The sequence below is a fragment of the Agromyces sp. NPDC058136 genome, from assembly GCF_042884375.1.
GTDB lineage: Bacteria > Actinomycetota > Actinomycetes > Actinomycetales > Microbacteriaceae > Agromyces.
In genome coordinates this window covers 233,923-257,221 of the sequence record NZ_JBHVUA010000003.1, presented here as the reverse complement: position 1 = coordinate 257,221, position 23,299 = coordinate 233,923, and the positions used below count along the sequence as shown (strand labels likewise).

22 protein-coding genes and 1 tRNA gene are annotated in these 23,299 nt (G+C 69.1%); 6 read left to right on the top strand and 17 right to left on the bottom strand.

Annotation, left to right across the window (positions count from 1 at the left end; translation table 11 throughout):
- Positions 1 to 15: 15 nt before the first annotated feature.
- Positions 16 to 540, bottom strand: a complete 525-nt coding sequence (locus ACFVTX_RS10670) for a hypothetical protein (protein WP_386899839.1) — start codon at positions 538 to 540, stop codon at positions 16 to 18.
- 116 nt (positions 541 to 656) lie between these two features.
- A complete protein-coding gene (dcd, locus tag ACFVTX_RS10665; RefSeq protein ID WP_386899837.1) occupies positions 657 to 1,262 on the bottom strand; it encodes a dCTP deaminase in 606 nt (201 codons plus the stop codon).
- Between the two features lie 130 nt (positions 1,263 to 1,392).
- Between dcd and ACFVTX_RS10660 the strand changes: the two genes are divergently transcribed.
- Positions 1,393 to 1,463: transfer RNA gene (locus tag ACFVTX_RS10660), tRNA-Gly, on the top strand.
- Between the two features lie 23 nt (positions 1,464 to 1,486).
- Entirely contained in the window at positions 1,487 to 1,951 is a 465-nt protein-coding gene (locus tag ACFVTX_RS10655) for an ASCH domain-containing protein (protein WP_386899835.1), read from the top strand.
- Between the two features lie 12 nt (positions 1,952 to 1,963).
- Here the strand turns inward: ACFVTX_RS10655 and ACFVTX_RS10650 are convergent, their stop codons facing one another.
- Together ACFVTX_RS10650 and ACFVTX_RS10645 are read right to left on the bottom strand one after the other, a co-directional pair.
- A complete protein-coding gene (locus tag ACFVTX_RS10650) occupies positions 1,964 to 2,497 on the bottom strand; it encodes a GNAT family N-acetyltransferase (protein WP_386899833.1) in 534 nt (177 codons plus the stop codon).
- Between the two features lie 64 nt (positions 2,498 to 2,561).
- The gene (locus ACFVTX_RS10645) at positions 2,562 to 3,002 is read right to left on the bottom strand and encodes a hypothetical protein (protein ID WP_386899831.1); all 441 of its coding nucleotides are present in this window, start codon (positions 3,000 to 3,002) and stop codon (positions 2,562 to 2,564) included.
- Between the two features lie 87 nt (positions 3,003 to 3,089).
- On the opposite strand from ACFVTX_RS10645, the gene ACFVTX_RS10640 reads away from it, so the two are divergent.
- A complete protein-coding gene (locus tag ACFVTX_RS10640; protein ID WP_386899829.1) occupies positions 3,090 to 3,278 on the top strand; it encodes a hypothetical protein in 189 nt (62 codons plus the stop codon).
- 43 nt (positions 3,279 to 3,321) lie between these two features.
- Here the strand turns inward: ACFVTX_RS10640 and ACFVTX_RS10635 are convergent, their stop codons facing one another.
- From ACFVTX_RS10635 to ACFVTX_RS10625, 3 genes are all read right to left on the bottom strand, one after another.
- On the bottom strand, positions 3,322 to 3,672 hold the full coding sequence (locus tag ACFVTX_RS10635; protein ID WP_386899827.1) for an L-rhamnose mutarotase: 351 nt from the start codon (positions 3,670 to 3,672) through the stop codon (positions 3,322 to 3,324).
- Positions 3,673 to 3,678: 6 nt separating this feature from the next.
- Positions 3,679 to 4,734: a mannonate dehydratase gene (locus tag ACFVTX_RS10630; RefSeq protein WP_386899825.1), complete on the bottom strand. Its 1,056-nt coding sequence runs from the start codon at positions 4,732 to 4,734 to the stop codon at positions 3,679 to 3,681.
- A 62-nt stretch (positions 4,735 to 4,796) separates the two neighbouring features.
- Positions 4,797 to 5,603 (bottom strand): SDR family NAD(P)-dependent oxidoreductase, encoded by an 807-nt coding sequence (locus tag ACFVTX_RS10625; RefSeq protein ID WP_386899823.1) that lies wholly within the window; start codon positions 5,601 to 5,603, stop codon positions 4,797 to 4,799.
- Between the two features lie 91 nt (positions 5,604 to 5,694).
- Between ACFVTX_RS10625 and ACFVTX_RS10620 the strand changes: the two genes are divergently transcribed.
- The gene (locus tag ACFVTX_RS10620; protein ID WP_386899821.1) at positions 5,695 to 6,405 is read left to right on the top strand and encodes a GntR family transcriptional regulator; all 711 of its coding nucleotides are present in this window, start codon (positions 5,695 to 5,697) and stop codon (positions 6,403 to 6,405) included.
- Positions 6,406 to 6,417: 12 nt separating this feature from the next.
- Positions 6,418 to 7,365, top strand: a complete 948-nt coding sequence (locus tag ACFVTX_RS10615; protein ID WP_386899819.1) for a DUF4432 family protein — start codon at positions 6,418 to 6,420, stop codon at positions 7,363 to 7,365.
- Between the two features lie 228 nt (positions 7,366 to 7,593).
- Here ACFVTX_RS10615 and ACFVTX_RS10610 read toward each other — a convergent pair whose 3' ends face one another.
- The 9 genes from ACFVTX_RS10610 to ACFVTX_RS10570 all read right to left on the bottom strand — a co-directional run bounded on the left by ACFVTX_RS10610 (position 7,594) and on the right by ACFVTX_RS10570 (position 21,386).
- On the bottom strand, positions 7,594 to 12,696 hold the full coding sequence (locus ACFVTX_RS10610) for a discoidin domain-containing protein (protein ID WP_386899817.1): 5,103 nt from the start codon (positions 12,694 to 12,696) through the stop codon (positions 7,594 to 7,596).
- Positions 12,697 to 12,858: 162 nt separating this feature from the next.
- Positions 12,859 to 14,073 carry a Gfo/Idh/MocA family protein gene (locus tag ACFVTX_RS10605; RefSeq protein ID WP_386899815.1) on the bottom strand — a complete coding sequence of 405 codons (1,215 nt, stop codon included), beginning with the start codon at positions 14,071 to 14,073 and terminating at the stop codon, positions 12,859 to 12,861.
- Between the two features lie 10 nt (positions 14,074 to 14,083).
- On the bottom strand, positions 14,084 to 14,947 hold the full coding sequence (locus tag ACFVTX_RS10600) for a carbohydrate ABC transporter permease (protein ID WP_386899813.1): 864 nt from the start codon (positions 14,945 to 14,947) through the stop codon (positions 14,084 to 14,086).
- On the bottom strand, positions 14,940 to 15,905 hold the full coding sequence (locus ACFVTX_RS10595; RefSeq protein WP_386899811.1) for a carbohydrate ABC transporter permease: 966 nt from the start codon (positions 15,903 to 15,905) through the stop codon (positions 14,940 to 14,942). The genes ACFVTX_RS10600 and ACFVTX_RS10595 overlap by 8 nt, the downstream gene beginning before the upstream one ends.
- A 7-nt stretch (positions 15,906 to 15,912) precedes the next feature.
- On the bottom strand, positions 15,913 to 17,178 hold the full coding sequence (locus ACFVTX_RS10590) for an ABC transporter substrate-binding protein (protein WP_386899809.1): 1,266 nt from the start codon (positions 17,176 to 17,178) through the stop codon (positions 15,913 to 15,915).
- A 119-nt stretch (positions 17,179 to 17,297) separates the two neighbouring features.
- Positions 17,298 to 18,314 carry a LacI family DNA-binding transcriptional regulator gene (locus tag ACFVTX_RS10585; protein WP_386899807.1) on the bottom strand — a complete coding sequence of 339 codons (1,017 nt, stop codon included), beginning with the start codon at positions 18,312 to 18,314 and terminating at the stop codon, positions 17,298 to 17,300.
- Positions 18,315 to 18,480: 166 nt separating this feature from the next.
- The gene (locus ACFVTX_RS10580) at positions 18,481 to 19,590 is read right to left on the bottom strand and encodes a Gfo/Idh/MocA family protein (RefSeq protein WP_386899805.1); all 1,110 of its coding nucleotides are present in this window, start codon (positions 19,588 to 19,590) and stop codon (positions 18,481 to 18,483) included.
- Positions 19,563 to 20,261, bottom strand: a complete 699-nt coding sequence (locus ACFVTX_RS10575) for a ThuA domain-containing protein (RefSeq protein ID WP_386899803.1) — start codon at positions 20,259 to 20,261, stop codon at positions 19,563 to 19,565. Before ACFVTX_RS10575 ends, ACFVTX_RS10580 begins: the two co-directional genes overlap by 28 nt.
- Positions 20,262 to 20,264: 3 nt before the next feature.
- On the bottom strand, positions 20,265 to 21,386 hold the full coding sequence (locus tag ACFVTX_RS10570) for an enolase C-terminal domain-like protein (protein WP_386899801.1): 1,122 nt from the start codon (positions 21,384 to 21,386) through the stop codon (positions 20,265 to 20,267).
- Between the two features lie 126 nt (positions 21,387 to 21,512).
- Between ACFVTX_RS10570 and ACFVTX_RS10565 the strand changes: the two genes are divergently transcribed.
- Positions 21,513 to 22,283 (top strand): FadR/GntR family transcriptional regulator, encoded by a 771-nt coding sequence (locus tag ACFVTX_RS10565; protein ID WP_386899799.1) that lies wholly within the window; start codon positions 21,513 to 21,515, stop codon positions 22,281 to 22,283.
- A 23-nt stretch (positions 22,284 to 22,306) separates the two neighbouring features.
- On the opposite strand, the gene ACFVTX_RS10560 is transcribed toward ACFVTX_RS10565, so the two are convergent.
- Positions 22,307 to 23,269, bottom strand: coding sequence for an aldo/keto reductase (locus ACFVTX_RS10560; RefSeq protein WP_386899797.1), 963 nt, complete (start codon positions 23,267 to 23,269; stop codon positions 22,307 to 22,309).
- Positions 23,270 to 23,299: the final 30 nt, after the last annotated feature.

Genomic DNA, 23,299 nt, shown 5'->3' with positions numbered 1-23,299 from the left:
CCGGATCGAGGGCCCTCAGCGTACGCGACCGTCACCCTGGCCGCTCCCGCTCGAATGCCGGCCGAGCGGCTCGCCGGCCGCTCGCTCGTCGACCCGGCGGTCGTCGCCGACCCGATCCGCGGGAGCGGGCTCGCTGCTCGCGGTCGCATCGGCGACCCGGTCGCGGTCCGTGTCGACCTCGACATCGGGGTCGACGCGATCGGCCTTCCTGAGGCGGTCGTCCGCCTCGGCGCGGAGCTCCTCAGCGGCGGACTGCCGCTCGGCGCTCTCCCGGTCGAGCCGGTCGGCTTCGAGACGGGCCTCGGCCGCTGCCGCCTGCGCCTGCTTCGCGTCGGCCGCCGCCTGGGCCGCGTCGGCGTCGCGCTGACGCGCAGCGGCATCCGTCTCAGCTGCGCTCTGCCGCAGCTCTGCGGCCTTGCGCCGACCGGCTTCGGCCTGCGCCTCCCGGCGCCGCCGGTTGGTGGCCATCACGACGATGACCAGGATCGCGATGACCACGGCGATTCCGACGACGATCCAGATGATGGTGCTGGTGTCCACGATGATCGGCCTCCTCAGCTCGATCACCCCATCGAACCTCGGGGCGACGGCATCGGCAATGCCTTGCGGATCGCGCGCAAGTGGGGGTCGAGACGCCCAGGGGCCGCCCTCGGAGGCTACTCGCCCTTCGAACCGGCGTCGGTGACGCTCACGTCGGAGCGGTGGAAGTTGTGGAAGGAACGCGACGCCGTCGGCCCACGCTGCCCCTGGTAGCGGCTCGAGTAGTCGGCCGAACCGTACGGCTTCTCGGCCGGCGACGACAGGCGGAAGAAGCACATCTGCCCGATCTTCATGCCCGGCCACAGCTTGATCGGCAGCGTCGCGACGTTCGAGAGCTCGAGGGTGACATGCCCCGTGAACCCCGGGTCGATGAAGCCCGCGGTCGAGTGCGTGAGCAGGCCGAGCCGGCCGAGCGAGCTCTTGCCCTCGAGACGCGCAGCGACGTCGTCGGGCAGGGTGACCGCCTCGAACGTCGAGGCGAGCACGAACTCGCCCGGATGCAGGATGAACGCCTCATTCGGCTGCACCTCGATGAGATGCGTCAGCTCGGGCTGGTCTTCGGCCGGGTCGATGAACGGGTACTTGTGGTTGTCGAACAGCCGGAAGTACCGGTCGAGCCGCACGTCGACCGACGACGGCTGCAGCATCGACGGATCGGACGGCTCGAGCCGGATGCGTTGCTGGTCGATTTCGGCCCTGATGTCACGATCCGAGAGAAGCACGCGCCCAGCCTACCGAGCGCTCCCGGCGGTCGAGTAGCGAAGCGTATCGAGACCACCAGCCGGTCGAGTAGCAAAGCGTATCGAGACCCTTGCTACGATGGTCATTGCTGCACCCTTTCGGATGCCGCATGCCGATGTAGTTCAATGGCAGAACTTCTGCTTCCCAAGCAGATAGCGCGGGTTCGATTCCCGTCATCGGCTCTGGAACGACTGCGAGGGGCCGGATGACGACTCCCGAGGCGCTGCCCGCGTACTGGCGCGATGTGAGTACCCGCATCCCGGCGCTGCCCGCCGAGATCCCCGAGGCCTGGGCGTTCGGCGCGACCCCCGAGCACGCCGACGACCTGCTCGAGCTCGTGCTCTCCGGCGTCAAGACCGGCACCGCCTCCTCGGTCTGGGACTACGAGGCGGCCGAGGAGCGGATGCCCGAGGCCGGCGATCTCAGCGTCATCCTCGACGGCGCAGCTGCGCCGCGAGCGGTGATCCGCACGACGAGCGTGCGGATCGTGCCGTTCGACGAGGTCGACGAGGAGCACGCCCGCTCCGAGGGCGAAGGCGACCGCACGCTCCGCGCCTGGCGTGACATCCACGAGCGCTACTGGCGCGAGCACTCCGAGAACCCGCGCGGGTTCGCGCCCGACATGCCAGTGCTCTGCGAGCGGTTCGAGCTCGTCGACCCGGCGGGCTGAGCGACCCGTCCCTCAGTCGCCCGGCACCGTGCGCGGCTCCGCCGATCGCCCGGCACTCCGCACCATCCGGATCTCGCGCACGCCGTCGTCGACCTGCACCGTCCCGTCTGCTGCGAACCCGTGCTTCCGGTAGAACGCCTGGGCGCGCGGATTCGGGTCGGCGACCCAGAGTGCCGCGGCCTCAGCCGGGTCGACGACCGCATCGAGCAGCACCGCTCCCGCGCCGGATCCGTGGTGCGCCGCGAGCACGTACATCACGAAGAGATGCACGTCCCACCCGGCCTCGGGCGACTCGGGCGGGCCCGCCATCGCGACGCCGACCACCGCGCCGTCGATCACTGCCACGGCGACGCGGTTCGCGCGATAGCGCTCGTCGACGAGCGCCGCCGTCCAGAACCGCTCGCGGAAGTCGACGAGCCCGGGGTCGTCGAGCACCCGATCAGGCATGATGCCCCGATACGTCTCCTGCCATGAGCGGACGATCACGCGCGCCATCGCCGGCACGTCGTCGAGCCGGGCCGGCCGCACCGTGAACGACGTCTCCATGACGAAACCCTAGCGACCCCGCCGCCCGGGCGCTCCCCGACAGCCGTGCGCTCGTGGGTCGGCGCTACTCGAGCTCGAGCGCGAACTCCGACTCGAAGTCGTCGAACCGCACGATGACGGTCACCGGCCGCCCGTCGACCGCGGGCGGCAGCTCGAACACGTGCGTGGTCGCCGCCATGTCGGCCGTGCACGGGTCGTTGGGCGACTCGCCGAACTCGACCTGCACCTCGTCTGCACCGAGCACCTCGAGCTCGCGCGCGACCGCCGGGCAACTGCTGCTGCCCATCGTGACCACGCCGAACTCGATGTCGCTCACCCAGCCGACGACCGGCGTCCCGTCGAGCAGGTCGGGATCCGACCCCGTCCACCCCTCGGGCATCCCTCTCACCACGCGCTCCGCCTGCGAGCCGTCTCCGAAGGGGCCTCCACCCGGTGGGACGGGCGCGCAGCCCGCGAACACGAAGAGCCCGGCGATCGCCAGACCGGCTGCCGTCGAAGTTCTCATGTCGTGATTGTGTCCCGAGGAGGGCTTCTTTCGACAGAAGAGGCGTCATGATCCATGCCCGCGTGCGTCTCCTCGACGGGAGGCAGCATGTTTACGAAGATCAGCGCCGCAGTTCAGGGGACGTTCGGGGGTCGTCGGCGCGACGACGAGGCCGACGTGCACGTTCCGAACGAGCGCGAGGAGGAGTTCTGGCGCCTCGTGCACGGCGGCCCGCCCCAGGACGGACCGCCGCGGCACGCGGACGCGTCGCTCGCGTCAGGCGCACTCGACGCCTGAGGTTGCGGCATCCTCTTGGGTGCACGGGCGTTCGCCGCCCTCCTCAGTCGAGGTGGAACACCTCGGACATCGCCGCCCAGTGCTCGCCCGGCGCCACCGACTCGATCGGCTGCTGGCACGGATCGGTGAGCTCCCACCACCGCTGCGAGACCGGATCGGCGGCGATCGCCGCCGAGTCGGCCTCGTAGTCGCCGCCGACGTACTCCAGGTAGGAGAAGAGCATTCCGTCGCGCAGGAAGATCGAGTAGTTGCGGATGTTGCTCTCAGTGAGCCGTCGCAGCACCTCGGGCCATGCGGCCGCGTGCAGGGCGAGGTACTCCGCCTGCTTCTCGGGCCGCAGCCGGATCACGGCGGCGAACCGCCGCGGCGTGCCGACGCAGTCGTCCCCTGGCACGACGGGTCAGGCCTTCCGCGCGGCGGGGTGTCCGTACGCGGAGTGCTCGAGGCCGCGGATGTAGCCGATGGCGAACAGGCGCCCCAGCGTCTCGTATCCCGGCGCGCTGTTCGACTCCCCCTCGAGCGTCGGCACGTGGTCGGGCCGCATAGCCCCGTCGAAGCCGATCGAGTGATAGGCCTCGACGCAGGCCGCCATATCGGTCTGCCCCGCATCGTGGAACGTCTCCCTGAACGACTCGGGCGTGCCCTTCACATCACGGAAGTGCACGAACGGGATCTTCGCCGTGCCGAATTCGCGGATGAGCGCCGGGATGCTCGTCTCCCCGGCGAGCACCTCGGGCATGAGGGCGAAGTTGCCCTGGCAGAACGTCGTGCCGTTGTAGTCGGAGGGCACGATGTCGAGCATCCGACGGAAGTTCGCCACCGAGCTCATGATGCGCGGCACGCCACGGTCCATGCTCTGAGGCGGGTCATCCGGGTGCATCGCGAGGCGGACGCCGGCCTTCTCCGCCTCGGGGACGACGGCCTTCAAGAAGTACTCGAGGGCCGACCACATGTCCTCGGCGGTGACCTCGCCCTCGGGCAGCAGTGCGGGGTTTGCCTGCTGCACGGCACGGTTGTACCCGGTCACCAGCGCGCCTCCGCGGTCGGGCAGCGCCGTGTCCGTGCGACCCCACGTGGTGATGGCCATCCAGTTGTAGGCCATCGTGGGCACGCCGAGCCCGCCGAGCGCGCGGACCTGCTCGATGAACTGGTCGATCTGCTCGTCGCGGCCGTCCTGACCGAGGCGGATCTTGTCCATGGGCGCGGTGTCCTCGGTCGCGATCAGCTTGAAGCCCCACTGCTCGTAGAGCTCCTTGTTGTGACGCAGTGCCGCCAGGCTCCACGGCACCTCATCGCGGTCCTCGATCTCCCAGCCGACGCTGCCGACCGAGGCGAACATCCGCTGGTCCTGCTCGCCGCCGTTGAGCACGCCGACGACGTTGTCGACCCCCACCTGCCGGATGAGCTTCCAGGAGGATTCGGGGCGGGGGGGAAGGAATTCGCTGAGCTGGATCATGGGGTGGTTCCGTTCGTTCTGAGTCGGCCGGGCGCCGTCGGGTGGAGGAAGGGGCGGGGCGGTCAGTCGCGCACAGGCAGCGACGCCGCGATGCGAGAGAGCAGTCCGCCGTCGACCCTGAGCTCGGCGCCGGTGACGAAGCTCGCCCCCGAGCTCGCGAGGAAGGAGCACACTGTGCCGACCTCTGCGGCCCGGCCGACGCGGCCGAGCGGGTGCATCCGCCCCCATTCCGCGATCACCGACTCCTCGCCGGCGTCCGTGCCGTCGGACCACTCCCGCGCCGAGGCGCGGAGCATCGGCGTGTCGATCGACCCCGGCAGGATGGCGTTGACGCGAACCCCGTGGGCCGCCTCGTCGACCGCGAGCGCACGGGTCATCGCGTTCAGCGCACCCTTCGTCGAGGTATACCCGACGACGTTGCTCTGCGTCGCCACGCCCTGCGTCGAGGAGATGAGCGTGATCGTGCCGCGGCTGCGCCGGATGTGCTCGATTGAATGGTGCACAGCGAGAAATACCCCGCGCACGTTCACGGCGAACACCCGGTCGAAATCCGCGGGTGTCGTCGTCGCGGCGTCGCCGTAGGTCTGGACGCCGGCGGAGGTGACGAGGTGGTCGATGCGCCCGAACCGCGACATCGCGGCCCCCACGATCGCGCGATGCGTCGCCTCATCGGCAACGTCGCCCGCGACGCCGATCGCCACGCCACCCTCGGCCGTGATCTCGTGCACGACCTCGTCGACGCCGTCCTGCACGAGGCCGTGGACGACGACCGACGCGCCCTCCACGGCGAACGCCTCGGCGACGCCGCGCCCGATCCCCGCGGAGCCCCCGGTGACGACGACGACGCTGCCGTCATGTCTGCGCTGCATTCCTGTCCCTCCGTGCCCTTCAGTGCGGCGAGACCTCAGAATTCCACACTTGTATACTAGTCCGCAAGATAAACTCGCGGCGGAGGCACCCATGACGAGCACACCCCCGGCGATCGCCGCACTGCAGCCGTTGACCGCGCCGAAATCGCGATACCGCATCTCCGACGCCGTGTTCACGACCCTGAGCGAGTCCATCCGGAACCTCCATCTGCCTCCCGGCTCCCCGATCTCCGAACCCGGCATCGCCGCATCGCTCCAGGTGAGCCGATCGCCCGTACGAGAGGCGATCACCCGACTCGTCGACCTCGGCCTCGTCACCGTCGTGCCGCAGGTCGGCAGCCAGATCGCCCCGATCTCGATACGCGAGGTGGAGGAGGCGGTCTTCATCCGCCGCGCGCTCGAGACGAGCGCTTTTCAGCAGGCGATCGCGAGCGGCACTCCCGACACCACCGGGATCCAGGCACACGTCGACGCGAACCTCGCCGCAGCCGAGGCCGGAGACCTCGAGGCGTTCTTCGAAACCGACGAGCTCCTGCACCAGGCGGTGTTCGAGCTCGCCGGGGTTCCCCGGCTGTGGGAGGTCGTCCGGGGCACCAAGATGCAGCTCGACCGGCTCCGCCGGCTGAGCCTCGCGGGCGCGGTCACCAACCGCGAGCTCCTCGGCGAGCACCAGCAGCTCGTCGATGCGCTGGCCGCGCGCGACTCCGCGGCCGGCACTCGAATCATCGATCGCCACGCGACGCGCGTGCTCACAGACACCACTCGGCTGCGCGCGGAGAATCCCCGCTACTTCGCCGGGTAGCACCCGCAGCCGATGACGATCACGCTCTCCTCGACGATGTTCGAGGTCACCGTCACCCCGGAACGCGGCGCCGACATCGTGCAGGTCGTCGACCGCGCGACAGGGATCGCCACGCTCAGCGTCGCGCCGACGGCGCGGACGACGACCCCCGCGCTGCCCGGGGATTCGAGGGTGCACTGGCACCACGGCTACCCCGGCGGCTGGCAGTTCCTCACGCCGAACGCCGGGCCAGAACGCGAGCACGACGGAATCACGCAGGGCTACCACGGCGAGTCGGCGCTCTCGAGGTGGAAGGTGCACACAGCCGACAAGTCGAGCGTCGAGCTCGGTGCGCATCTGGCCACCGCGCCGCTCGAGCTCCACCGTCGGATCGCCGTCGATGCCGCGGGACTCGAGGTGACCGACACCGTTCGGAATCTCTCGGAGGACGACGTCAGTGCGAGGATGCTCCAGCACCCGGCGTTCGGCGGGCCCTTCCTCGATGAGCACAGCTACCTCGTGACCGATGCACGGACGCTCATCGCCGACGCCGAAGCACCTGGCACGCTCGCGGGGGCCGATGCCGTCGGCGCACCGCGCTCGATCCTGGCCGGCGGCCCAGTGAGGTCGAGCATCGCACTCCCGGGACCGGGAACGCGACAGTCGCTGTTCGCCGCGCTGACCGACTTTCCCGGCGCGGAACCCTCCGTCGTCTTCGCGAGCCCGACGCACGGATTCGGAATGCAGCTGAGCTGGCAACGAGACCGCTGCCCGGTTGCGTGGCTCTGGATGGAGGCGAACGCCGGATCGGGCTGGCCGTGGTTCCGCCGCATGTTCGCGGTCGCCGTCGAGCCGGGCGACACACTGCCGGGCACGGGCACCACTCGCACGGGCCTCATTCGAGGCGGAGACGGCACCCTCGTTCCGGCGCTCGGCAGCGTGACGTCGACAGTGCTGCTGCGCCGGGTCGCGCTCCCCTGAGCTCTGCCGAGGTGGCCGAAGGGCCGCTGGATCCTGGACTCCCGCGGCTCGGTGAACCTCTCCATGCGCCGGGCGGAAGCCTCCGTCGACGACGTGCTCTCTGGACTCCGCCAGGACGCCCTTCGATCATCGTCTCCGGACCCCCGGGTCTCGGCTGAACGTCGCCACTTGAAACGCCGCCGGCCCGGCGCCCCGTGAGGGGCGCCGGGCCGGCTTTCCGTGCTGCGACTATCGCACCGTGATGACCGCTCGGGCCCGCACGCCACTGCCCTCGAGCGCACCCTCGACGATGAACCAGCCGGCCTCGGCCAGCTTCTCGGCCGGAACGGCGTCCCAGCTGACCGCGACGGCGCCGGTGGTGCCGTCGCTGTAGACCGCGTCGACCTCGGCGGGCAGCGCCGGCTGCTCGCCGATCGTCGTCTCCACCGATGCGTTCGACGCGTCGACGATGCTGCGCTCCTGCGCGGCCGTGTACACGCCGAGTTCGGACAGTCCGACCTCGCCGTGGACGGCCTGGTTGTCGAACACGTTGTCGGGATCGATCGTGAACTTCAGCCACGAGGTCGTGACCGGGGCGTCGAGCGTGATCATGTTGTCGGGCTGCCCCTCCCACCGGATCCCGGTGATGCGCTTGCTGCCGCCCTCCCACTCGAGCAGGCCCTCGACGATCTGGTTGACGTCGTGGCCGCGGTCGACGAGGTTGACCCGATCGACCTGCACCGGGCTGCCGAAGTCGAGCTTGATCCACGGGGTGACATCCGTCTGCTTCGACGCCCACGACGTCGCCGCGTTCCCGTCGACCGCCTTGGCGCCGAGGTAGCGATCGTCCTGGTTGTTGCCGTCGGGCACGCCGTTGCGGTCGCGCACCGACGAGACCGTGATGGTCGCGGCGCTCGCGAGGTTGTCTCCAGTCAGGGTCAGCGCGACCGGGCCAGAGCTGATCGTCTGGCCGTCGAAGGTGACCGTCGCCCGCACCGTCGCCGATACGGAACCGGCCACCGGCTCGGTCAGCACGATCGTGTTCGAGCCGCCGACCTGCGTCAGCCGGGGGTCGCTGAACTCGAGCTTCGTGGTCAGCTCGGCGGGGTTCGCCACTGCTCCGGTGTCGAGCTTCGCCTCCACGTTCGCCACCACCGGGTGCCCGACGCGCACGGTGCTGCCGCTCAGCGACAGCTGCACGTTCTCCACGAACGTCGGGAGCGACAGGCGACGATCCTCATCGACCTTCACGTCGAAGAAGTCCGACGCGCGGTAGCCGTCGACGCTCGCGGTGACCGTGATCTTCGCCCGGCCCTCGCCGACCGCCGAGATGACTCCCTTGGCGTCGACCGACACGACGCCGGGATCGTCGGCGACGACCTTGACCGCACGGGCCGGCACCGAGACGGCATCGCCCTGGAAGGAGCTCCCGGTGACCTTGACCTTCGCAGTGCGCTCATCCTTGCTGAGCTTCGGCTCGGCCTGGATGCTCGCGAGCCCGGTCATCTCGTGCGTCGCATGGATCTGCACCTCCAGCAGGTCGAGCGAGGCGCCGGCCGAGCCCTCGGGGAACGAGACCCGCACGTGCTGTGCGACTCCCGTGACCGGGTAGGAGTTCACCGTGCCCCAGTACACGGACCCGCCGGGGCCCGCCACGGACTGCGCGTCGGCCCAGGTCTCGCCGTCGACGCTCGTCTGGATGACGATCTTCCGCGGCGTATTCGCGTAGCGCTGTCCGGACTTGTTGAACTGGAGACCGATGCTCGACAGCTCGGCAGGGGCGGCGAGGTCGAACTGGGCCCACGACGCTCCGTCGGCCGAGGTGCTCCACCCGGATCCCGAGAGGTGCCCCGCATCGATGACGATGCCGTCGGTGAGCTTCGAGCCCGCCTCGGACTCATCGCTCGTCGTGACCGTCGCGGTCGCGGCGACCTCGCGGGTCGGCAGCAGGTCGAGGAACACCCGGTTGCTGGTGACGGTCTTCCCGTCCAGGGAGACCTCCGCCCACACGACGCCGCGCGTCGGCTCGGTGACCTGCGGAGTGGAGAGCTCGCCCTTCGCGAAGCCGAAGGTGTCGACCTCGGTGATGGCGACCGGCTCGGTCTTCGTGCCACCGTCGAGATCGACGATGCCGGCGTGCCAGGTGATGTCGGCGGCATCCAGGCGCACGGACTGGCCATGCCCCGAGCGCCCCTCGAGAGCGTAATCGGGATGCGCGTCCGTCGGGAGCTCCGAGTACGCCTCCTTGCCCCCGATCCGCAGCACGGCGGACGACAGATCGTCGCCGATGTAGGCCACGCCGTCCTTCACCGAGACGGTGACCTGCGCCTTCTCGGTGACCTTGCCCGACGTCACGGCGACATCCACCTTCACCGAGCCGTCCGCCCTCGGGCTGACGAGACCCTTCTTGTTGACCTTCGCGACATCGTTGGCCGGTGCGGTGAAGACCACCTTGTCGAGCTCCGCCGCCAGCGCGGGGTACGTTATGTACCCGCCGGCGACGAGCTGCAGGCGACCCCCCTTGAGCGGACTGGCGTCGATGGTGGCGTCGGTGAGCCGGTAGCTGCGCGCCGTGTCATCCGTCTCGATCTTGATGATCGTGTCGATCGGGTCGACCGGGACGGAGGACAGGTCGAGGGCGACCTCCTTCCCGTCCTGGGTGAACGAGGAGATCTCCGTCCCCGTGTTCAGGTGCGTGACGGCGGTGACCTCGTGCTCGATGCCGCCGAGTGCGAGCCGGCCGCCCTCGATGGCGCCGAAGCCCTGCTTCCCGTCGGGTCCGGCCAGGATGTGCAGGTAGATGACGTTGTCACGGCTCGTGGCATAGCCCCACTGCGGGCCGACGCCCGCACCGGGGAATGCGAACCGGTCGTAGTTGCCGAGTCCGTCGTCCTCATAGCCGTAGCCGGGGAGGAAGAACGGGACCGTGCCGGTCGTCGACTCGTGGAGGTCGGCGCCTGAGGCGGAGAACCAGTCGGCGAGACCCTCGCGGACGTCGATGTACTCCTGGACCGCACGCGGATAGCGAGTCGCGATGTCCGTGGGCGAATCCCAGTTCGGGCCGCGGCTGTTGGTCACGGTCTGGTCGTTGTTGTCGACGTACCCGCGCCCGGCGTTCATGATCATCTCCTGCGTGACGAGCCGGAAGTCGTCGCGCTGTCCGTAGTACGGCGACCGCTCGTGGTCGGTAAGGATGATCTTCCAGGGCTCCATCGGCGTGCGCTTCACCAGGTGATCGGCGCTCGTGTTGGCGAAGATGTGGGATGCCTCCGCGGTGCGGAGATCCGGATCGCCGAACTCCTCGCCCCAGGCGTTCGAGTCGATGATCACGTCGGCGCCGTGGTTGCGCACCGCGCTGTACATGACGTCGTAGTTCGCGTTGGGCATCGTCTGCGGGCCGTCGAAGTACAGGTACGCCGGCTCGTAGCGGTCGAGCAGGTCCTCGACGTTCTGCACGAACACGTCGGTCGAGTAGTGCTGCAGGCCGCCGCCCTCGGTGGCGTAGTAGAGGCCGAAGTCCATGCCGTACCGCTTGACGGCGTCGGCGAAGGGCTTCAGCCCATCGACAACCTTGCCCTCGGCGTCCTTCGGCAGGTACTGGTTGCGGTCGTGCGCCGGGTCGGCGAACTTCGAGGGCCAGTAGTAGTTCTGCTGGAGCGCCTCGATCGACACCAGCGAGTGACCCTGCTCCTTCGCGCGCTGCGCCCACTGGTCGACCGAGTAGTTCGGGTCGACGAAGTACCGGTAGACCGGGGTGGAGTGCGTGAGCGCGCCGACCCGTCCCTCTTCGAACTTGCGGTTCGGGCGGTCCTCGACGGTGAGGGTGAACTCCTTCGTCTTGGTCGCGCCCGCGGCATCCGTCACCTCGAGGGCGAACTCGTAGTCGCCGACGCGCGCGTCGGGGCTGATGATGCCCTTCGTGCTCGCGAGGTCCGGCATGCCGTCGACGAGCCCGTCGGCGATCGTGCCGTCGGCGTTCAGTTCGAGCCCCTTCGGGAGCTCGCCGTCCACGAGCCTCCACGTGTAGCCGGGCTTGCCGCCACTCGCGATGAACTGGAACGACGAAGCGGAGACGCCGTGCCGGCTGCCGGTGACCGACTTGTTCCACACGTACGGCCACTCGAGGTATCCGGTCGGGAGCACGCCGTCCGGCAGCGCCTTCCCGTCGGCTCCGGAGGCCGCGAGCGCCCTGGTGTCGATCTTCAGATTCTCGGAGGGGCCGTTCACCGAGCTTACGAGGCCCTCGATCCGGTTGCCGTTCGCATCAGCCACCCGGCCGTAGAAGCCGAGGTAGGCGACGTTCTGGTCCTTGGCGATCGGCACGCCGTTGCCGTTGAGGTCCTCCGTGTAGGTGTGCTCGATCTGGAGCAGGACCTTGTTCCACCCCTTCTTCAGGTCGACCTGCTGCTTGGTCAGATCCTTCTGCACCTCAACGGGCGTGCTCCTCCCGGTCACGCAGTCGTCGTTGACGTAGAGACGGTACGAGCCGCTCGCACCGACGTTCACGAAGCCCTTCTGCGCCTCGGGGCTGTAGACGTAGGTGTGCGCGTAGACGAACTTGTTCCTGGTGTCCTCGCCCTGCTTCACCGAGTAGTAGCCGAAGAGGTCCTGGTAGTCGTCGTAGTTGCGGTTGTACACACGGTCGTCGAAGTACTCCCACTCGTTCGACTCCGCATCGTCGCCGAGCGTTCCGCCGACGGCGGGGTCGATCGACGCGTCGCCGTCGGTCGGTGCGACGCGCTCGAAGACCTCGATCTCCGACAGGCCGGTGAACGAAGGGTACGGCGTCAGGCCCGGGTCGATGGCGACCGTCATCGACACCACATCGGCGATGGTCTCGGCGTGCGTGTACACGGTCGGTGATGACGGCGACGCGGACGTGCTCGCGACCTTCGGCGACGCGACCGTCGACCCGTCGGCGAGGGTGAACGTGAGCGCGTACTCGCCGTTCACGTGGCGGGCATCGCCCCACTGCGCCAGCCGTACCTCGTTGAGCGAGATCGGGGAGTCCCACGCGAGCGTGACCGACGGGGCGGAATCGTTCTGGGTCACCCACTGCTTGCGGGCGTCGCCGTCGATCAGCTGGGTCGGCGGGTTCGCGTCGAGCGACGACGAAGCCGAGGCCTTCGCGGCGCGGGCGAGGTTCACCGCTTCGGCGATCTCGCAGCCGTAGATCTCGTCGGCGACCGCGTTGTCGAACGGCCCGGAGACCAACCACGAGTTGATGAACGGCGCGTTGCCGCCGGTCTGCTGGGCAGTCGCAGGACCGGCGGCTGCGCCGACGGCCATCGCGGTCGCGATGAGCGCCGAGGCGCCGAGTATCGCGATCGGTTTCGTTGGCGTGTGTCTCATGATTCCTCCTGCGGATGATCGGTTCTTCGCTGAATCGAAATCGGGAAAGGCTCACGCGTCGGATGCGCGGAAGGCGTTCCTCTCAGGGCGGTGCTGGGTGGGGAGGTGCCGGGTGGGGTGGTTTCTCCCTCGGATGGTGCTGGTTCGGTGGTCCGGGTTGGGTCAGTGTTCCCCGGCGGTGGCGGCCAGGGCGACGCTGCCGTGCGAACCCGGCTGCCCGTCGTCGAAGTACCGGATCAGCTCCGGTTCGAGCGGCGGCACCGTGCGGGCTCGCCCGTCCCCGCGCATCGACTCTGCAGCGAGCACGCCGACCGCGATCGCCTGCCGAGCCGCGATCGGCGAGGTCTCCGTGGCCCCGCCCTCGCGGGCGAACCGCAGGAACTCGTCGAGCAGCACCGGGTCGGCTCCGCCGTGGGATCCGGATGCCTCGGGAATCGGGATCACCTCGTCCGGGGCGGCGAATCCGGGGTGCCGCCTCGTCCAGACGTTCACGACGCCGTCCGGCCCGTCGCCGAGGTTCTCGAGTCGCCCCTCGGTGCCGATCACGGTGTAGTTGCGCCAGTAGTCGGGGGTGTAGTGGCACTGCTGGTAGCTCGCGAACACCCCGTTGTCGAGTCGCATCGTGACCATCGAGAGATCCTCGACATCCACGTTCGGATTGACCCCCGTCTGCGCCGCCGGCGGCCAGTTGTCGACGCTGATCCAGTCGGTCATCATCTCGCCGCCGCGGTCGCCCTGCAGCGCGGGATCGCCGTAGACGGTGAGACCGCCCATCGCAGAGACGCGCTGCGTATAGCCGCCGGCGAGCCAGTGGATCACGTCGATGTCGTGGGCGCCCTTCTGCAGCAGCAGCGAGTTCACCTGCGACTGCTCGGCGTGCCAGTCCTTGAAGTAGTAGTCGCCGCCGTTGCCGACGAAGTGGCGGCACCAGACCGCCTTCACCTCGCCGATGCGACCCGACTGGATGAGCTCGCGCATCAGGCGGACGACCGGCATGTGACGCATGTTGTGGCCGAGGTACAGCCGGGCACCGGTCGATCGGGCGAGTTCGAGCATGCGATCCGCGTCCTCGACCGAGATCGCGATCGGCTTCTCGCAGAAGACGGCGACACCGGCGGCGAGACAGCGGCCGACGACCTCGGCGTGCGTGTGGTCGGGCGTCAGCACGAACACGGCTTCGACGCCGGCGGCGAGCAGCTCGTCGAGGTCGCCCGTGACGAGCGCCTCCGGGAATTGTTCGCCGGCGCGGACGCGCGCCGACTCGGACGGGTCGCAGATGGCCCGGATCTCGACGTCCGGCCTCGGGGCGAGCTCCTCGGTGAGCAGGGCTCGAACCCCGAATCCGATGACACCGACCGGCATCCGTGTGCTGTCCATGTTCTGTTGCTTATCCTTTCGATCCGGTGAAGGCGATGCCCTGGATGAACTGCCGCTGCAGCACCAGGAAGACGATGATCATGGGCAGCGAGCTCAACAGGGCCCCCGCCATGAGCAGCGCGTCGTCCTTCAGCCGCAGGTCGGTGAGCAGGCTGAGCCCGACGCTCAACGGCATCGAGTTGACGTTGCCGGCGACGACGAGGGGCCAGAGGAAGTCGTTCCACGACCACAGGGCGGTCAGCACGGTGAGCGCGATGATCCCCGGCTTCGCAAGGGGCAGCATCACGTGCCAGAAGATCTGCCATTCGTTGGCTCCGTCGAGCCGCGCGGCCTCTTCCATGTCCATCGGCAGGGACTGGAAGAACTGCCGCAGCAGGAAGGTGCCGAAGACGCTGAACAGACCGGGGATGGCGATGCCGGTGATGGTGCCGATGAGCCCGAGCCCCTGGATGATCTCGTACTGCGGCAGGATGAACAGCTGCCCGGGAACCATGAGCACCGCGAGGAACGCGACGAACAGGATGTTCTTGCCTGGGAAGGAGAACCGGGCGAATCCGTAGCCCGCCATGGTGCACAGGATCACCTGGCCGGCCGTGCGCAGCGCGGTGAGGAGGATCGAGTTGCCGAGCAGGTTCCAGAACGGAAGGGTGTCGAAGACTTTCTCGTAGGCGCGGAGCGTGACCGGGTCGGGGAGGATCTGCGGCGGCACCGAGGCGGCGCCGGAGATGGTCTTGAACGAGGTCAAGATCTCCCAGAGGAACGGGAACACCATGAAGAACGAGCCTGCGATCAGCAGCACGTACACCCAGACCAGCGACCGTCCGGCCGAGCGGCCCTGACTTTCAACCTGGAGGATTGCGGTCGTTTCACTCATAGTGGACCCACTTCCGCTGGAGCCAGAACTGCACGGCGCTCAGCCCGAGGATGATCAGGAGCAGGATGCAGGCGATCGCCGCCGCCGCCCCGAGGTCGTGCTGGATGAAGCCCTTCTCGTAGAAGAGGTAGACGAGCGTCTTCGACTGGGCGAAGGCCGGGTTCGAGATCCGGTCGATCATCAGGTACACGAGATCGAAGACCTGCATCGACGCGATGACGCTCAGCACGCACAGCAGAAAGGTCGTCGGCGAGAGCAGCGGGGCGATGATCGACCAGAAGCGGCGGATCGGTCCGGCCCCGTCGAGCTCCGCGGCCTCGAGCAGTGATTCGGGGATACCTTGGAGCCCGGCGGTGAGGATGATGATCTGCGTGCCGAGGCCCATCCAGATGCCGATCACGGCGAGGATGACGATGTTGACCCAGGGGGTGGAGAGCCACGCGAGGCCGGGGAGCCCGACCGCTCCGAAGGTGAGGTTGACGACGCCGTAGTCGACGTTCAGCAACAGCCGCCAGACGAGGGCGACGGCCACCGGCATCGTCACGACCGGGATGAAGAAGAGGACGCGGAAGAGGCCGCGGAAGCGCAGCCCACGCGTGTTGAGGAGGACGGCGACGACCATGGCGATCGGGATGCCGAGCAGGGCGATCCCGGCGTACAGCAGGGTGTTGACCAGTGCCCTGCCGAGATCGGGCTCCTGGAAGACCGTGATGAAGTTCTCGAGGCCGGCGAAGGTCTCGCCGCCGAACGGCCCCACCTTCTGGAACGAGAGGTAGATGCCGCGCAGGATGGGCCAGATGTAGAACACCAGCAGCCCGAGGCCGGCCGGGCCGATGAACAGCAGCGCCCACCAGGCCCGGTTTCGGCCGTGAGGCCGGCGCTTCGGTGCGGCGGGGCCGCCCGGGCGCTGCGCGGTGGCAGCGCCCGGGACGACCGCGTCGATGACGGTGTCGGTCATGCTCGCTCTACTCCTCCGCGAGCTTCGCGTCGATCTCCTTCGCCATGGCGGCGAGACCGGTCTCGGTGTCCGTCTGCCCGGAGAGGATCTCCTTCATGTACTTCTCCTCGATGGGCATCCAGGCCGTGGTGTTCTTCGAGATCGGCAGCGGCGTGGCGTTGGCGACCTCGTCGAGGAAGACCTGCGCGTCGATGGTCGGCAGCGCGTCGACCCATGCCTGCTGGGTGCCGTTGAACGCGGGGATGACCGTCGCGGTCTTCGCCTGGATCTCCGCACCCTCCTCACCGCTGAGGAAGACGGCGAGCTTCTTCGCCCATTCGACGTTCTTCGACTTCGCGGATGCCGCGTTCGCGAGGCCGTGGATGACCGAGGTGTCGCTGACGGGGCCGGCCGGGAGCGGCGCGACGCCGACGACGTCCTTGATCGCCTCGGCGCTGCTGTAGGTGCCTGCGGCCCAGGAGCCGTCGAAGAACATGCCCATCTTGCCCGAGCTGAAGGTGTCGCCGGGCCAGGTGTCGGCCAGCTGCTGCAGCGTCGGGGAGGCACCCTTCTCGATCAGGTCGACCCAGAGCTGCACGCCCTCCGCCGCCTCGGGCGTGTCCATGCCCGACTTCGTCGTGTCGTCCGTGAGGACTTCGCCGCCGGCCTGGAAGACCGTGTTGTAGTAGGTCATCTGGCCATAGGGCGCGGCGGCCGTGCCGTAGACGCCGGCGGCCGGGTCCGAGATCTTCTCCGCCGCGGTGACGAAGTCGTCCCACGTCCATCCGGCGGCGGGGTACTCGAGGCCGGCCTTGTCGAAGAGCGCCTTGTTGTAGTAGACGCCGATCGTGTCGAAGTCCTTGGGGGCGCCGTACAGCGCTCCGTCGTAGGAGTAGAGGTCGATGAGCGAATCCGGGTAGTCGCCTGCGTCGATCCCCGTGTCGTCGAGCGCCGCGAGCTGGTCGTTTGACGCGTAGAGCTGGAAGTTCGGCCCGTTCACCCAGAAGACGTCGGGTCCGGAGCCGGCTGAGAGCTGCGTCTGGATCTTCGTCCAGTAGTCGGCGGACGGGATAACGGTGATGTCGACCGTGACGTTCTCGTTCTGCGCCTCGAACGCGTCGGCCGCCTCGCGCAGCGCGGGCTCCTGGTTCTGGTCCCAGATCGTGTAGTTCAGGGTCACGGGCCCGTCGGCGGCGGACTCGCCGCCGCCGGAGGAGCAGCCGGTGAGGACGAGGCTCGCCGCCGCCGCCACTCCCAACACGCCCATGCCGTACCGGGAAACTCGTGAACGCATCTCGATTCCTCTCCGCCGCAACGTTGCGGCGCCAGTCGATTCCGCTGAACTGCGGAAGTCTGCTTAAACGATTACGCAGAAGCTAGCAAACATTTGACCTTTGCGTCAAGGGGTTCGTGTCAGAGTGTCGTCGAGCCGCGCGCGAACAAGGTCGGCTCCAGTTCGAGGACCCGGTTCGTCGGCGTGGTCGCATCCAGCGCACGCTCGAGCACGAACTCGATGATCCGCTCACGCATGTCCACTGCGCCGACCGAGCTGATGTCGGCGAGCTCTGACTGCCGCGAATCGCCGATGCCGACGACGGCGACGTCCTCGGGCACCCGGAGTCCCAGCTCCCGCGCGGTGTGCACCGCCGCAAAGGCAGCGAAGTCCGCCTCGGCGAAGACGGCGTCGGGGCGATCCGAGCGATCGAGCAGCGCGCGCGCCGCCCGATACGGATCGAGGAGATCCTTCTCGTACTCGACGATGTCGCCGTCGGCGACTCCGAGGCCCGCGGCGCGCAGCGCCTCGATGTACGCCTGACGACGCGCGCTCCCCCGCGGTCGTTCGGCGTCGGCCGCGACGGCCAGGGTGCCGACCCGTCGACGGCGCTCGAGCAGGTGCTCCACGGCCAGCCGCGAGGCCCGTCGATCATCGAATCGGATCACGTCGAATCCGTCGGGCTCGAGTGCCGGCGAGTAGACCGCCACCTTGCGGGCCAGCGGCCCGAGGACTGCTCGCCACTGCGCGGTCTCCGCGACCCCGGCGGCCGCCACGAACGCCGCATCGAACTCGCTGCGGGCCAACGCCGCCGCGAAATCCGAGTCCATGGCGATCAGCGTCGTCAACCCGTGCTCGGGCGCCCGCTCGGTGAACGACTCGGCGATGCTCAGGGTCCAGGGGTCCCCGAGCATGTGCAGGACGAGCTGGATGACCCCCGTGCGGCCGGTCCGCACCGACCTCGCCATGCGATTGGGCAGGTACTGGAGTTCGGTCGCGGCAACCCGGACCCGCTCGGCGGTCTCGTCGGAGTACCGCGCCCCCTCCTGCTCCGTGCCGGAGAGCACGTAGGACGCGGTCGCCACCGAAACACGGGCGCGCGCCGCGACGTCGCGCAGCGTCACTCGCGCGCGCGACTCCCCCGTTGCTCGGCTCATGATCCCAGAAGCCTAGTAGGGAAGGCGCGCACCGCGACCGCACGCCGCTCCGCCGACCTCGATGCGACGATTCGAGGTTGACTCTGATTCATTGCGCGTTGACTGCGGCGCCGCTCCCGCATCCCGGTGACGCGGCCCCGCCGCTCACGGCGCACCGCCCCGGTCGTCACCTCGCCGCGGTCAGCTCATCGATTCCGGCCAGCAACGTAAGAGGGACAGGTCGTTCGGCGGTCGAGGCGAGTTTCACGCGACGGCCGGTGGCCGCCGACTCGAGCAGCGCCGTCATGGCCTCCAGGACATGCAACGCAAGCGTCCCGTCGGCGCGGAACCTCCGCTCGGTGCCGGCTCGCAGCAGGTCGACGAGGCCAACCCCCCGGGACGCGCCGACGATGCCCGCACGCGGTGGGATCTCCCGCCAGCCGTCCTCACCGAGGAGCCGGAGCGAGCAGGTGCCGTCGAACCGGTTCGGATCGGGAACGAGCAGGCTGCCCTTCTCGCCGTGCACCTCGATGGGTGCGGCCGACGTCGCCACCGCGTCGAAGCTCATCACGAGCGTCGACATCGCGCCCGACGTGTGCTCGAGCACGCCGGTCATATGCGAATCGACCTGCACCCCGATCCGCTCTCCCGCGCGATCTCCGGTGCCGATGACCCGCTCGGCGCGCAGCCGGCTGCCTGCGCCGATGACGCTGCGCACCGGGCCGAGCAGGTGCACGAGCGCCGTGAGGTAGTACGGCCCCATGTCGAGCAGCGGTCCGCCACCCGGCAGGTAGTAGAAGTCGGGGTTCGGATGCCACCGCTCATGCCCCGGCGTCGCCATGACGGCGGTCGCCGCGATCGGGCGGCCGATGCTCCCGTCATCCACGAGGGCACGTGCGGTCTGGATCCCCACCCCGAGCACGCTGTCGGGTGCGCAGCCGACCCGCACGCCGGCCCGTTCGGCAGCCGCGATCACACGGCGGCCCGCCTCGAGGTCGGCGGCCAGCGGCTTCTCGCCGTAGACGCTCTTGCCCTGCGCGATCGCCGCCTCCGCGATCTCGGCGTGCGCCGCCGGAACGGTGAGATTGAGCACGAGGTCAACGTCGGGCGCCGCGAGGAGCTGCTCCACCGAGAGCGCCCTGGCCTCCGGCAGGGTCGCAGCGACCGCCTCGGCGCGGGACGGGTCGAGGTCTGCGACCGCAGCGACGACGATGTCGTCGACCTCGCGGAGCGTCTTCAGGTAGACCCCCGAGATGACGCCGAGTCCGATCACTCCGATTCGGTGCGTGCGGCCCACAGCATCCCCCTCTCGATGATGGTGCGGACGGTGGGGTGCGAGAGCATGTCGACGTCGTGCCCCGGGGTGACGACCAGGATCCGCCCCGCGCCCCACTCGCGCGCCCACACCGCCGGGGCGGTGACGGGGCGCTTCCAGGGAACGCCGGGATCCATGGGATGCACGGTGGTGGCGAGGACATCGTTCAGCTCGTCGGTCGCGACCCAGTACTGCTCAGTGGTGAGCTCGAAGTCCATCAGGCCTCGCGTCACCGGGTGGGCAGCGCCCTGCTCGGTGAACGTGATCGCGTGGGTCCGTGAACTCTCCGCCCCCGGTGCGCGCTCGTCGATCGGCGCCATCGGATGTGCGACGAACTGCCCTCCGACGAGCTGCAGGTAGGCCGGGCTGCCTCGGTACGAGTCGACGACGCCGCCGTGCCAGCCCACGAGCCCGGTCCCGTTCTCGACGGCGACACGGAGCCCCTCCACCTCCTCCGGCGTGATCTCCCCCATCGTCACGCACGGCACGACGAGGTCGGCCCGAGCCATGACCTCAGGGTCGGCGTACACCTCTGGAGAGGCCTCGACCCGCACCTCGAAGCCGCGCGCTCGGAGGAACGGCAGGAACAACTCAGTGGCCTCCACCGGCTGGTGGCCCTCCCAGCCGCCGCGCACGACGATCGCCTGGCGCATCCGTCACTCCGTGGTTGCGGCGGCAACGACCGGATCGGGATTGACGTAGTCGGCGAGCTCCGGCGGATACTCCAGGCCCCGCGGAAGCGAGACGCCGGGGCCGACCGGGGCGAGGAGGAAGCCGTCCTCGTCGATGCCCTCGGCGCGCTCGAACTCGGTGTGGGTGACGAGCGATTCGAAGTAGCTCGCGTTGCTGACGGCCATGCAGAGGTGGCGCTCCGGTTCGCCCATGCCGTGCGGCTCGGCCCGCACGCGGAACGCATCGGCGAGATGGGCGGTGCGCATCGCGCCTGAGATGCCGCCGCGCAGCTCCGAGGAGAGGCGCAGACCGAACGAGGCGGCTCCGGCGGCGACGAAGTCGGCGGCGTTCATGAAGGACCCGTCGGAGGTCTCGGCCGACAGCAGCGGAACCCGCACGGCACGCCCGAGCGCGGCGTACGCGTTCACCGAGAACTCGCGCATCGGCTCCTCGTACCAGAGGTAGTCGGCGTCGGAGAGCGCGTGGCCGAGGAGGATCGCATCCGGCAGGTCGAAGCCCGCCGATCCGTCGTACATCAGGGGCACGTCGGGCCCGACATGGTCGCGCAGCGCCTGGCAGAGCGCGGCGTCCTTGCGGGCGTCGCCCCAGGCGTGCAGCTTGATGGCGGGATAGCCCATCGCGAGCGCCCGGTCGGCCACCGCGAGGAACTCCTCGGTGGTGTCGAAGGTCGTCGTCGACGCATAGGCGGGGATCTTCGTGCGGGCGCCGCCGAGAAGCTGCCAGAGCGGGAGCCCGGCGTCCCGTGCGGCGAGGTCCCAGAGCGCGAGGTCGACAGTGCCGAGGTACGGAAGGGCGAACTCCTCGAGCCGGTCGAGCTCCCAGATGCGGTGGTAGAGGTGCTCCCGCTGCAGGGGATCCTGCCCCACGAGCTCGTCGCGCCAGACCCGATCGACGAGGTCGCGCAGCATCCGGGCACTGCCGGGGCGCGAGGCGAACGCCACCCCGGTCGCGCCGGTGTCGGTGCCGATCCGGAGAATGCCGCGCTCCCCTGCGGGTCCGCTGCCCGGCAACCCGGCGCGCCACTTGAACGACGGCGACGGGGCCGGCACGGTAACCGTCCAGACTTCCACGGTGGTGATCTTCATCGGGTGCATCCTCGAACGACGTTGGCCAATGCCGGATACCCGACACCCAACAAACGTTACACGTTTGACGTTTGATCGGGCAAGCTACGATTCAGGAGAGCATGGGAACCCCGAGTGGAGGAAGCAGTGGGAGCATCATCCGCCGGCCGGACGCGGCCCGAGCTGCTCGATCTGGCGCCGGGGGCGCTGGACGCGCGCAGGACTCGTCGACCGAACCGCCTGAGCACCGCCGTCTCCGAGGAGCTCCTGCGACGGATCATCTCGGGCGAGTACTCCGTGGGCTCGCTGCTCCCACCGGAACCGTCGCTGGTGGCGGAGTTCGAGGTCAGCCGGCCGGTCGCCCGCGAGGCGGTGAAGTTCCTCGAGGCCGCCGGCCTCGTGGCCATCCGGCAGGGCGAGGGCACGGTCGTGCGCGAGCCCTCGAAATGGAACTTCCTCGATCCGAGCGTGCTGCGGATCGCCCTGGCCTTGAACGTCGGCGCACGCATGCGGCGCGACGCAGTGCAGCTGCGACTCGATCTCGACCTCTCGCTCCTTGCGGAGGCCGCACCGCTACTCACCGACGAGGATTACGCCGCCATGGAGACCCACCTCCGGACCATGGATCACTCGACCGAGTTCGAACAGCTCCAGAACGCCGATCTGGCCTTCCACCAGGTGTACCAGGCCCGCGCCGGCAACCAGCTCACCGAAGGGATCGTCCACCTGCTCGTCGACGAGATGCCGCCGCCGGCTCAGGTGATCGCCGAGCCTCGCGCCTCCTACGACCGTGCGAACGAGCAGCACCGGGCGATCTATCTCGCGCTCCGCGATGGACGCGTCGACGACGCACTCGCGATCCTCCGCGAGCACATCTCGCAGATGTGGATCTGGCAATCCGAGGCCGCCGAGCGGTAGCGGTGCTCCGACGAGCCGAAGTGTCAGTCGCGCCACCGCGCCGGCAGCGACTCCGACTCGGCCTCGAGTTCCGCCCAGAACGCGTCGGGGATCTCGCACGACATCAGCTCGAGATTCTCGCGCAGCTGCGCCGGACGAGAGCCGCCGACGATGACATCGGCCACGGACGCGTCGCGCAACGGGAACTGGATCGCGGCGGCAGGCAGCCGAACGCCGTGGTTCCGGCAGACGGCGAGGATGAGCTGCAGGCGCTGCCACATCTCGTCGGGCATCGATCCGTACTCGAATCGCCCGTCCCGGGAGGGTGAGTCGGAGGCCAGCAGGCCGGAGTTGAACACCGAGGCCGCGACGACCAGCGTGCCCCGCGCCCGGCAGGCCGGCAGCACCCCGACCTTCGCCTCGTCGTCGAGGAGCGTGTAGCGACCGGCGACCATGATGAGGTCGAGATCCGCCTCGCGCACCGACCGCTCGAGCGTCGCACTGCTCATGGCGCCCACCCCGATCGCCGAGATCTCCCCCGCACTCCTGAGCGCCTCGAGTGCGGGAAACGCTTCGGCCACCGCCACGTCGAGGCTGAAGACCTCGGGGTCGTGCACGAACGCGATGTCGATCGCATCGAGGCCCAGGCGGTCGCGGGACTCGGCGAGGGAGGTCGCCACACCGTCAGCAGTGAGGTCCCACTCCCGCCTGGTCGTACTGGGGACATGGAAGCCGTTGGCGAGATCGAGGCCGCCGTCGTCATCGGGGTTGGCACGGATCAGCCGCCCCACCTTGGTCGAGACGACGAACTGATCGCGCGGCTTCGTCTGCAGGAACGCGCCGAGGCGCCGCTCGCTCAACCCCAACCCGTAGTGCGGCGCCGTGTCGAAGTAGCGTATGCCGCCGTCCCAGGCGGTCGCCAGTATCTCCCAGGCCTCCTCCTCGGTGAGAACCCGGTGGAGATTCCCCAGGTTGGCGGCCCCGTAGCCGAGCTTGCCCAGTTGCACATTCCCGATAGCCATGACACCCCTCTTACT